General features: G+C 28.7%; 10 protein-coding genes. 2 read left to right on the forward strand and 8 right to left on the reverse strand.

The annotated features are described in order from the left end of the window. Window positions 1-13 precede the first annotated feature (13 nt). From LXD69_RS08265 to LXD69_RS08300, 8 genes are read right to left on the reverse strand one after another with little or no spacing between them, the layout of a single operon-like run. Window positions 14-1,867 (reverse strand): type VI secretion system baseplate subunit TssF, encoded by a 1,854-nt coding sequence (locus LXD69_RS08265; RefSeq protein WP_045968998.1) that lies wholly within the window; start codon window positions 1,865-1,867, stop codon window positions 14-16. 11 nt (window positions 1,868-1,878) lie between these two features. Continuing rightward, window positions 1,879-2,310 carry a GPW/gp25 family protein gene (locus tag LXD69_RS08270; protein ID WP_045968996.1) on the reverse strand — a complete coding sequence of 144 codons (432 nt, stop codon included), beginning with the start codon at window positions 2,308-2,310 and terminating at the stop codon, window positions 1,879-1,881. Beyond that, window positions 2,291-4,759, reverse strand: coding sequence for an AAA family ATPase (locus LXD69_RS08275; protein ID WP_246918731.1), 2,469 nt, complete (start codon window positions 4,757-4,759; stop codon window positions 2,291-2,293). The genes LXD69_RS08270 and LXD69_RS08275 overlap by 20 nt, the downstream gene beginning before the upstream one ends. Window positions 4,760-4,774: 15 nt before the next feature. Further along, a complete protein-coding gene (gene tssO / locus LXD69_RS08280) occupies window positions 4,775-5,287 on the reverse strand; it encodes a type VI secretion system TssO (RefSeq protein ID WP_045968992.1) in 513 nt (170 codons plus the stop codon). A gap of 16 nt (window positions 5,288-5,303) precedes the next feature. Beyond that, entirely contained in the window at window positions 5,304-6,497 is a 1,194-nt protein-coding gene (locus LXD69_RS08285) for a hypothetical protein (RefSeq protein ID WP_045968990.1), read from the reverse strand. Window positions 6,498-6,504: 7 nt separating this feature from the next. Beyond that, complete coding sequence (locus tag LXD69_RS08290; RefSeq protein ID WP_045968988.1) at window positions 6,505-7,368, reverse strand: TssN family type VI secretion system protein; 864 nt, start codon at window positions 7,366-7,368, stop codon at window positions 6,505-6,507. After that, window positions 7,369-8,295 (reverse strand): hypothetical protein, encoded by a 927-nt coding sequence (locus tag LXD69_RS08295; protein WP_045968986.1) that lies wholly within the window; start codon window positions 8,293-8,295, stop codon window positions 7,369-7,371. Beyond that, a complete protein-coding gene (locus tag LXD69_RS08300) occupies window positions 8,292-8,888 on the reverse strand; it encodes a C40 family peptidase (RefSeq protein WP_052705215.1) in 597 nt (198 codons plus the stop codon). Before LXD69_RS08300 ends, LXD69_RS08295 begins: the two co-directional genes overlap by 4 nt. Window positions 8,889-9,159: 271 nt before the next feature. Here LXD69_RS08300 and LXD69_RS08305 point away from each other — a divergent pair, with 271 nt between their 5' ends. Next, on the forward strand, window positions 9,160-10,143 hold the full coding sequence (locus tag LXD69_RS08305) for a PKD domain-containing protein (RefSeq protein WP_246918733.1): 984 nt from the start codon (window positions 9,160-9,162) through the stop codon (window positions 10,141-10,143). Between the two features lie 181 nt (window positions 10,144-10,324). Next, on the forward strand, window positions 10,325-11,302 hold the full coding sequence (locus LXD69_RS08310; protein WP_045969306.1) for a pyruvate dehydrogenase complex E1 component subunit beta: 978 nt from the start codon (window positions 10,325-10,327) through the stop codon (window positions 11,300-11,302). Window positions 11,303-11,365 lie beyond the last annotated feature (63 nt).

The following is an 11,365-nucleotide window of genomic DNA, read 5'->3' on the forward strand; positions in this document are numbered from 1 at the left end:
AAGCAGAAATAAATTAAACATATACAATTCTAAAAGGTACAATGTTTAAGGCTCTTCTTTCAATCATTAATTTTAAGTCTTCACTTAAAAAGCTCCATTCTTCTTCGGTATAATGTTCTTTTTCGGTACGAGTTAAACAAATATCGATAGTAGGAGTGTAGCCAATATTACTATCTAAGCCAGTTTGGATGCCATTTTTTACTTCAATATTATCAATAGCATCACCATAATGGTTTTTACATAAAATAATAATATCTTGTCTTGTAACTACTCGTTGGTTTGAGATAAGATTTTCTCTATATGCATATATTTTTTCAGAATTTGTTAACTCATTTCTACCACCTTGTGTTGTAGAAAGAAGTGTAATAGAATCCTTTTCAAAGTCTGCTCCTTTGAAAACATTAAACTTGCTAAAAGTGCTTATTTTATTTGTCTCTTCACCGTTTGTTGTCCAATATTTAATAAATAATGTTCCTTTTTCTTTTGTTTTCTTTGTATTTAAAACCAAATACGGATTGTTAAGGTTTTGCATGCCTATTTTAGACATTTTAGACTTAAAACGAGCAATAATCTGATTGATTTCTTTTAAATTATTATCAGTAAAATCTTGACCTAATCTTGAAAAAGCAGCAGCTTCATCACGAATCAAATCAATTAAATAATTAATTTCTTCTGCTGCATTTCGCTCATCAAAACGAGCAACTCCTCCAAAACGTAGGTAAGCATAGTTTTCATCTTCTGGCTCTACATTATTAGAAATAACATCAAATTCTTTGTTTCGGTCATTTAATACTGAAAATAACTCAAGAAAGTAATCATTATTTAACTTTAAAGGATAAATGTCTAACAACTCTTTTATATTACCTTGTGTTTCATTTAGTTTTTTGTTAATTACTGGAAAGCAATTGTTTGAACAAAATATATTAGATAATATTTCAGGACCTATAACATTTGGAAATTCTAGGCGTATCCAGATTAGTTCAGGATCAATTTTTATTTTTTCAAGATCTTTTTCTGAAAATAAAGTTTCAAATTCTTTTGGAAAATTGTAGCTATCTTCATCAATAGTAATAGTATCTTTTATTGTGATGAAATTTTTTCGATAAAAATCATTCGTATGCTCCTCTATTTTTTGAATGTGATAGATGTCATGCTGTTTTAAATCATAAACAGTGTTTTTATGTTCCTCCGCTTCATTATAACCTTGAACAGGTGTTAAGAGAGAATCATTAATAAACCACTTAGCTCTAGGTAAAAAATGGAAAAACTTAGTACGTTCTTCAATATTTTTAAGGTAAAAATAAAGCATTAAATCTTTTATAGTTCCTTCTCCTTCATGTTTTAATGCAATCCAAATAGTTCCGTGAGGTGTTTTCTTTTTAAAATCTTTACCTGAAATTATTTCCTTAAATTGATCTTTTATAATTTGATTTACCCCATTAGGTAACACTACGTAAGAAATTTTATTCCTGTTTAATTTTACAGGAATTGTAGGTCCAAAATGATAATTTTTTATAATACTCTCAACAGGATTATACGGATTAACAATTTTCTTTTGATAAAAAAATTGATGATGATTATGAAGCGTTGTTTCGCTTTCTACAGGATAAGCTCTTAAAATCCCTCTAGAAGGAGTCGCTTTTGCAGATGCTGTAGGAGTTAAAATATCAACCAATCTTTCGGTCATTCTTCTTCTACTCGAAAATATTTCATTTGATATTTTTTCAAGCTCTTTTGCACATACATCAAAAAGAAGGTTAACTATTGGATCAAATACATTTTCAAGTTCAACATCATTGTACCCCCATTTTTTGGCAGCACGTTTTAACATTCTATCTTTAATCTGATCTTTTGATAATTGGTTCATTTAGTTGAATTTTATTTAAATGAAAATGGAGCTAAATAATAAGAACTTTTGTAGTAATATGGTTGATTTGTTTGTTTTATAACGCCATATACAACTATGTCTAGTCTTTTCTTTACTCTGATTTTTGTTTCGTAACTTAATGTGTTTTCGTTTACTCCAAGCGTAACTTCAGTAACAATTAATCTTTTCTCGTATTTGCTTACTTTCTCATGAACAGATTCCTTGATTAAATCTTTTAACCTATTTGGATTTGCTAATAAATTGAAGTCAGTTTCCCAAATAATGGTGCCAAACTCCTCGTCATATTTATATTCTCCAAAAATAGTAGAGATAACTACAGAAATAAACTGCGCTAAAGACTCTTCAATAGTTACTTTTGTTGCATCGTCACCATTGCTAAGTTTTTTATAATCGAAAGGTATTTTATAGTAAAGATCCTTCATTAGTTATAGTAAAATTTATTTCTTCATCACTATTTAATGCTACTGTAACGGTATTTCCTTTCACCACTTCGTTTGCAATAATCATTCTAGAAAGAGGTCTTTTTAGCTTGTTTCTTATAGTTCCTTTAATTGGTCTTGCTCCATATTCTGGACTAAAACCTAATAATGCAATCTTTTCCTTGTCTTCTTCTGTTATTTCTAGAGTTATATCTAACTTTTCTAATAGTTGTAGTAACTCTTTTTTAAGATGAATATCAAATATTTTGGCAACGCTTTTCACGTTGATAGGAGCAAAAGGAATTATTTCTGTTAAACGACCTAAAAACTCAGGTCTGAAATATCCAGTCATTAATTGTATTAAATCATTCGATTTTGGAATCACTTCTTTTTCAAATGATTTTACAATATAATCCGATCCTATATTTGAAGTAAATAAAACAACTGAATTTGAGAAATCACCTTCTTTTCCTAATCTATCGTGTAGTTTTCCTTCATCTAAAATTTGCAAGAAAACATCAAAAACAGATTTGTGCGCTTTCTCAATTTCATCAAACAAAACTATTGAATATGGTTTTTGTCTAATTTTATTTACTAATAAACCACCTTCTTCATAACCTACATATCCTGGAGGAGCTCCATATAATAAAGCGGCTGAATGCTCTTCTTTAAATTCAGACATGTCAAGTCTAATAATAGCATTTTCATCACCGAAAAGAAAATCAGCAAGTGATTTCGCTAACTCTGTTTTACCTGTTCCTGTTGGTCCAAGGAAGAAAAAAGATCCAATTGGCTGACCTGGTTTTGTTAAACCAGAGCGAGATTCCATTATAGCATCAGCGACTACTTTTACAGCATGATCTTGACCAATTACTCGTTGCTTTAATGTTTTTTCAATATCTAATAATCGTTCTCTCTCATCTGATTTTACTTTTCCAGCAGGAATTCCTGTTATATCAGAAACAACAATTGATAGATGAGAACCAAGAACTGTGTTTTCTTGTTCTTCCAGTTTTACTAAATCTTTTAGTAAATTATCAATAAAAGAGATTTTTTCTTCACTGTCTTCAATAGTTTTGAAAATGGTGCTGCTCTGATCGGTTTCATTTAATAATTTACCTGTTTTTTGTAATATATCAGTTAGTAGCCACTGTGTTTTTTCTTCTTTTTCTTCAACTTCTGTTATTTCGCTTAGAGTAGCTAGTTGATTTTTTAATTCTGGAATCTCTTTCTTGATTGTTTCTTTAGCAACTTTCAAAGAAGACATCGTTCTATCTATTAAATCTAAAGCAGAATCAGGTAAAGATTTTTCTTTTAAATAGCGTTTAGCTAATCGAATTGCTTCTTTTTGATTTTCATCATCAATATTAAAATTATGATGATCTTGATAAGAGTGAATAATACTAGAAATCATTCTAAAAGCTAAATCTTCATTTGGCTCACTAATTTCTAATGTTTCAAATCGTCTTGATAAAGCATCGTCTTTTGCAAGTGTTTTTCTGAATTTTTCCTGAGTAGTTGCTCCAATAAAAGTAATTACCCCTTTAGATAATTCAGATTTTACAATACTTGCTATTCCAGAACCTTGGTTTGAATCAAAAATTTCGTGAATATCATCAATAAATAATATTGGTTTTTCAAAGTCTTTTAATTCATTAAATATTTTTTGAAGGCGATCTTCTACTTCACCTTTATATGATGCACCAGCAAATAGAGAGCCTATGTTTATTTCATAAATACTGGCATTGTCAAATGCATTTAAAATTGTTTTTGATGCTATTTTTTTGCAAAAGCCATCAATAAGAGCTGTTTTTCCTACACCAGGTTCACCTGTAATAATTACATGTGGTTTTAATTTACGGTTAAGAATCTCAGTTATAGTTTTTAATTCTTCATCTCTTCCTATTATTGCATGACTATCTTTTTTTGTAATCGTTTTTAATCTGTCAACACAATATTTAGAAATAGCATTAGTGTTACTTTTTTGTGTTGAAGATGTTGCTCCTGGTAAATTAATTTCAGCAGTTTTGATTGTTGCTCCAGATTGGTATAAATCAATAATGCTTGATGAACTAATTGGTAAAGATTTTAATTGATCATGTGAAAAACCTACGCCAGGTGTTAATAACGCACTTAAAAGGCAAACAAAATCGGAATTTATTCCTGTTTTTCTTTCAATGTTTTCTGCTTCATCTAGGACAATTGTAGCACTAGAATCTGCTTCAGGAGAATCGGAAGGTTTGTTTGCTTTTGGATATTCACTTATTCTTATATCAGCCCATTCGTCTAGATAAAAAACATCTACACCTTTAGAGTCTAATTCTTTTAAAAAATCAAATTGTTGATTTAAAATTGCTTTCAATAAATGCGCAGCAAAATATCTTGGGTTGAAATTTTCTTTTGCATATTGTTTAGCAACATGTATTATTTGAGAAATTACTTCTGTTGACATTTGATGAGATTTTATTTATTTACTTCTACTAACGATTTCACACATTTCTAATTTTCGTGCTAAATCTTTGTTTTCTTCTTCTAAATCTTTTAAATCATCAGTTAAGTCGTCAATCTCTTTTTTAGAATCATTTATAAGAAATAATTTTTTCTTTGTATTTACGTATGATTTTATTGTAAGAATTACGTTTTCATATAGTTTTGGGTTTACTATTGAATCATTCGGGATTTTTTCTTTTAAATCAACCAATTCATAATTGATAGATTGTTCAATAAATTGGAAACTTTCAGGTGATACATCTAATGAATCTACGAGTTTTCCTATATCCTCAATTCTTTCAGAAAACATTCTGTTAAACGTGAATTGAGTATTCATTTTATCATTTTCATTTTTTAACACGTCATTTTCTTTAAGAGGTAATTTGAAATTAAAGAAAATGGCAGCAATTAAAACGCCAGTTGTTATAAAAAACATTAATAAGAATAACATAAACGCATTGAAACGTTCTTTTTTATTTAAAATATCCATAATATCATATAATTTATTAGTCTGCTAAGAATGTTGGTGAAGAAGGTGCTTCTCTGTCATCATCACTATCACTGCCAAATAAGCCACTTGTTTTTCGATCGTTTTTAAGAATATTTTCGTTAACAAATATTCCTGCATCACGTTTTTTGCCTATATAGTCTAATTGATTCAGTATAGAAAAAAGTTGATCTAACTTAGTCATGAAGTCTTTCGCTTGTTCAATAATAGGATCAATATCGTATGCTTTGTATTTAACATTAATAGTGTCTGTAAACAACCTTTCATAATCTCCACTAGTTATATCTGTCCATTCTGAAAAATAGTTGAATAGCATTTCTTTTCCATCTCCAGAAAAATAATCAAAGCTGTTTTTTATTGTTCTACTTAATGTGATAACATTGTCTAATAACTCAATAGGTTTTAGATTATAATTTATCCATTTGTTTTTACTTATTTGAAGCTCTACAAAGCGTAAGGCTTTATCACAAACATCAAAAACCATATTTGCAATTAAGTTTTCATCTTCATTATTTGTTCTGAATTTTATCTTTCTATTTATTTGAATTGCATAAAATTCAAGTTGTTTGAAGAATAAATCATAGTTTTCAAACAAACTGATTAGACTAGGATGGTTGTTTAAAGTTAAACTAGGAGGAATATAATTTGTGATTATTTCATAGCCACCATCTGTAGATGCTTTAAACTTTGCAATTGGAAATTGTAATGCACCTATATTATTATGGTTTACTTCACTTTCTGCTACACTTGTTAAGTGATATTTAGATAATGCATGAGGAAATCTTGGAGGAACTTCTTCCATGTTTTGCTCGCCTGAAGGAACCCTTGTATATGGATCTACATTTAATAATAAGAAATAATTATTTTCCTTATTGTCAAGATCTTTTAATTCTATTTTTTCTGAAAATTCACCTGTAAAATCTGTGATTTCAATTCGCCCACCAGCAGGAGTTATTGCTTTTAACATTTTAATATTAACACTTAATTCATTATGAGTGTCAATAGAAATGGAATAATTAAAAGGTCTGCTTAAAGGTGTTGATAGTAACCCATAATTAAGCTCATTAACTTCTAGGTTTCTTGCGTCTCTAATTAAATCTTCTACGTTGTCTTGTAATTCAATGAAATGTTTTTTATTGATTTTCATTCCATCAATCCAATTCACTGGGAAATGTTTGATATTTTCTGCCATAATTTGTTTATATACGTTGACAAATGATTGTTGCTCCGTCTTTTATATTGTTTGTATCTATTGCTAATTCTGGGTCAATATATTCTGATGAACTAAACCATTTTGGTTTAGTGTAGAAATACCATCCATAAGGTTGGTTTTTTTCATCCACGAAATTAATTTGACTATTAGGGTTCTTTTCGTTGTAGTCATTTATAAAATAATAGAATAATCTACCGAAATCAATTGCTCTTGGAGCTTTAACCTTAAAATTTATGATTTGATTATCATTGGCTCTTTTTTGGAAAACCAAATTTAGAATAATGATGTTTCTCATTTCAGATATTTTAGGTGAAGGATATTTATCGTTTAAAGGATAAAACCATCGTTTGTGTAATTTTACAGGAATTGATATTGCATATTCGAATAATTTGTAACACAAAGTAGGTAGTATAAAGAATAGTAGTGTGCTTACTATGAAAAAAATGTAGTCACCATCATTGAAATATTTCGAAATAACAACCATAAATGCAGCAATAAATACTGTTGTGTTTATGGAAATTAGTACATCACCTATGAATTTTTTAACTTCAAATTTTTTAAAGTAATCATGGAATACTTTTAAATGTACTATTCCTGCGATACTCATATATACCTGAAAAGAAATGAATCTTTGGTTAAGTGTTGTGTCTTTTAGATTGTAAAGTATAACAGAAAAAATCACAAACACCAAAACTTGTAAAAGAACATATAAAAAGTATTTCTTTTTGCTTTGTCTGAATTTTGGGATTTTCGATCCAATTAATATCATTAAAATTAAACCGAATGATATTATTAGCAATAAATATAATAATTCTGCACCTCCGTTTACGTAATTTAAGTACTTTCTCATTTATAATATAGTTGATATTCCTAGTCTTGATTTATATTGTTTGTCGTCCATTAAGAAAAGTTGATCTTCTTTGTTTAAAATTAAATCAAAATCATATTGAACATGAAAGGGTAAAAATAAATTAAAAAAGTTATTTAAAAAAGAATCCATAACTTCATTTTTAAAGTAATGGTTTAAATTTTCAGAATTTTTTAATGGTCCAATAGTGAAACTATACTTTTTTAAATAGATTTCTTCATTGCTTTCGAGTGTTGTGTTAATTCCCATGATAAAATCATTCGATTCTTCAATATTATCAATAAGACTTTCTAATTGTATGTTCTTAGTTTTATAGGTTACCTTTTCTTCAAGAATTTGTTCCAAAGTATTTACAATTCCATCAATATTTTGATTAGAATTGTCTTTTTGTTGTAAAATAGCATAAAACATTTTTACAACTAAATCATCTGGAATATTTTGTTTGAATACTAATATTGTTTTTATAATATCAACAATTCCATTTGCACTTAAATTAGAAAAAAAATGAGATTCATTTTTTTCTATTGAATGTCTAAATCTGAAAAGCTCATTTTCAATCGGATTAAAAAAGTGTCTAGCTTCTTTCTCTTCTCTTTTTCTGGCTTTAAATTCTTCAACAGGATTGTTCCCTTTATTTGAATTTCTGAAATTATGAGATATACTTTCAGGTAAAACATCATAAAATCCATCTCTACTAATGTCAATATTTAGAATTTCTTTATCGATTAAATCATAAGAAATTGACATTTTGTCTTTACTGAATTTTCGATAAAATAAACCATTTGATCTTAATACGATATTAAGATCATCAACATTATTCTCTAACAATGATTCTAGAAGTAATTCTGCTCTTAGATCAAAAGGGGTTAGTTTTTTCTGGTTGTCTATAAAAGTTTGTTCTTCTGTCATTTTTCGTCTGGAGTTTTTAATCTGCCTGATACTACATAAAATTTTTTCCAGTAATTGCTCTTTAAATCAGAAATAGAAGCTCCTCCTGATAGATTGGCATTAAAAAACTTATTGTTTTTCAAGTAAACTCCAACATGAGTAATGATTCTTTCATCTGTTATTCTAAAGAATACTAAATCACCTTCTTTTAAATGTTTTGTAGACTTAAATAAATGGAATTTTTCATCTAAGCCCATTTCTTCAGCTGTTCTTGGGAGTGAACAGTTGTAGACTTTTTTGAATAAGCGTTGCATTAGCGCAGAACAATCAATTCCAGCTTTTGTTTCGCCACCATATATGTATTTGGTTCCTTCCCATTCTTTTACAAATGAATAAAGTTTCCCATCTAATATTTCATCTTTATTAACGCCTAATTTGTTGGCAAAGTATACTTTATCTTCTTCTGGAAGAGGTTCGTATACAATGTAATTATTCTTGTTTTCTGTGGGTTCATTGTATATGTTATCATCATTATAAGATGAAGAGTTTTTCTTTGAACCACAATTAATTAATAAAGATGAAAAAAAAAGTAAAGCAATTAGTCTCATTTTCATTGTTTGTATTGTTGTTTGTATTTTAGTTTAAAACTAACTACAATAGTATGGGTTTTTATTAAAAAAAACAAGGATTTCGTTATAAATATATTCTGAATAAAAGAATGCTAAGATGATAATTTTAAATAATTAAAAAACTAATAAAAACAAAAAAGTTGCTGGGTGCTATTATGAAAAAGAAAATTCCTATTTTTGAAAAAAAAACATTAAAAAAGCAATTTTAATGTAATTTATTTAGATAATTAATTTAGGAAAGTTTGGTTTTGAACGGATGAAGAAATATTTTGATTTAAAAGTACCCATATTATTTTTGTCAATTTTTTTACTATCTAGTATTGTTCTCATTATTAAAATGAATAGTGGTGATGAGTGTAATATTAAAGAGTTTCAAGTTGATGCGCCTTCATTTAAAGTAGGTGAGTTAATTATTTTTTCAGATGCTTCTAAGAAATCTCATTCTTGGAGATGGTATTTTGGAGATAATACTCAGATTTCTTTTAGATCGAAAGTTGCACACTCATTTATGGAGGAAGGAGAATATTTAGTTAAGCTAATTGTGAATAATGAGTGCACAATTCAAAAAGTAATTACCATTCTGCCTAAAGAAAATTCTTTAGATAAGTCAAAGTTTCCTAAGTTTAGAGTGCCAGGAAATGTTATGCAGGATGAAGAAGTTGAGTTTGTTGATAGAACAGATGGAGCTAAATCATGGGAATGGAGATTTGGAGAAAGTGGGAAAGTAGATTCTTTTGATGAAAAGTGTACTTATGTATTTACTACTCCAGGTAAAAAAGTGGTTTCTTTAGTCGTTAATAACGATTATAAGCATGTTACAATAAAAGAATTGTTTGTTATTCCGAAGAAAAAGGAAGTAGTTAAAGTAGAAAAGTATAAAAGTGTAATACCGTGGAATCCATTTAAAAATGTTCCAGATGCACCACCAGAGGAAGAGAAAGATGATGTTGTAAAAGTAGTAAAAGGTCCAGAAATAGGAGGGACAGATGCTCGTAAATTAGAAGATATCTTAGAGTCAGTAGCTAAAGGGAAAACAAATTATGAGAGTTTCTTGAAACATTTCTGTAAGTACAATTTACCAATAGTAATATATAAGGATGCGAAAACAAGTTCCTTGAAAGAATTTTTCTATGCTGTAAAAAAGAAAGGTGATAAAGTGAAAAATGTTACAATTCAAAAAGATGGAGAAGATTGTATTAGAGTGATTAATATTGATAAAAAACATAAATCATATTTTTAATTTCTTCAGAAAAAATAATGTGTGGTATGCATAGTGAAGAGTGAAATTTAATTATTGATAATAACAATGTATTAATTTTAATTTTTTGCTATTTTTGCCTTTTAATAACGAATATTAAGTAGAATTTCGAAATGGTTGTTTTTAAACGTAAAACATGCATTTTGATTTTAAAGGAAATAGAATGAAAACAATTCAATTTAGAGAAGCAGTTTGTGAAGCAATGAGCGAAGAAATGCGTCGTGATGAATCTATTTATTTAATAGGTGAAGAAGTTGCTGAGTATAATGGAGCATATAAAGCTTCAAAAGGTATGTTAGATGAATTCGGTGCAAAAAGAGTAATTGATGCTCCAATTGCTGAATTAGGTTTTGCGGGTATTGCAGTAGGTTCTGCAATGAATGGAAATAGACCTATTGTTGAATTTATGACATTTAATTTTTCTTTAGTAGGGATTGATCAAATAATCAATAACGCTGCGAAAATGCGTCAAATGTCAGGTGGGCAATTTAATATTCCTATCGTTTTTCGTGGACCAACAGCTTCTGCGGGTCAATTAGCAGCAACACATTCACAAGCTTTTGAAAGTTGGTATGCGAACTGTCCAGGATTAAAAGTAGTTGTTCCGTCAAATGTTTATGATGCAAAAGGGCTTTTAAAATCAGCAATTCGCGATAATGATCCGGTGATTTTCATGGAATCAGAGCAAATGTATGGAGATAAAGGAGAAGTGCCAGAAGGAGAATATACTTTACCTTTAGGTGTTGCAGATGTTAAAAGAGAAGGTACTGATGTAACAATTGTTTCGTTTGGTAAAATTTTAAAAGAAGCATTTATTGCTGCTGATGAATTAGCAAAAGATGGTATTTCTTGTGAAATTATAGATTTAAGAACGGTTAGACCTTTAGATTATGATACTGTTTTAGCTTCAGTTAAGAAGACAAATAGACTAGTGGTTCTAGAAGAGGCATGGCCATTTGCAAGTGTAGCTTCAGAAATCACTTATATGGTTCAGGAAAAGGCATTTGATTACTTAGATGCTCCAATTCAGAGAATTACTACGGCTGATACTCCTGCTCCATATTCACCAGCATTATTGAAAGAATGGTTGCCAAATGCAAACGATGTAGTTAAAGCAGTAAAAAAAGTTATGTATAAATAAATAGAAACTCACTATATTTGAAACTTCATCACTAAATGATGAAGTTTTTTTTGTTTTATAGAA

The sequence above is a fragment of the Flavobacterium sediminilitoris genome, from assembly GCF_023008245.1.
Classification (GTDB): Bacteria; Bacteroidota; Bacteroidia; order Flavobacteriales; family Flavobacteriaceae; genus Flavobacterium; species Flavobacterium sediminilitoris.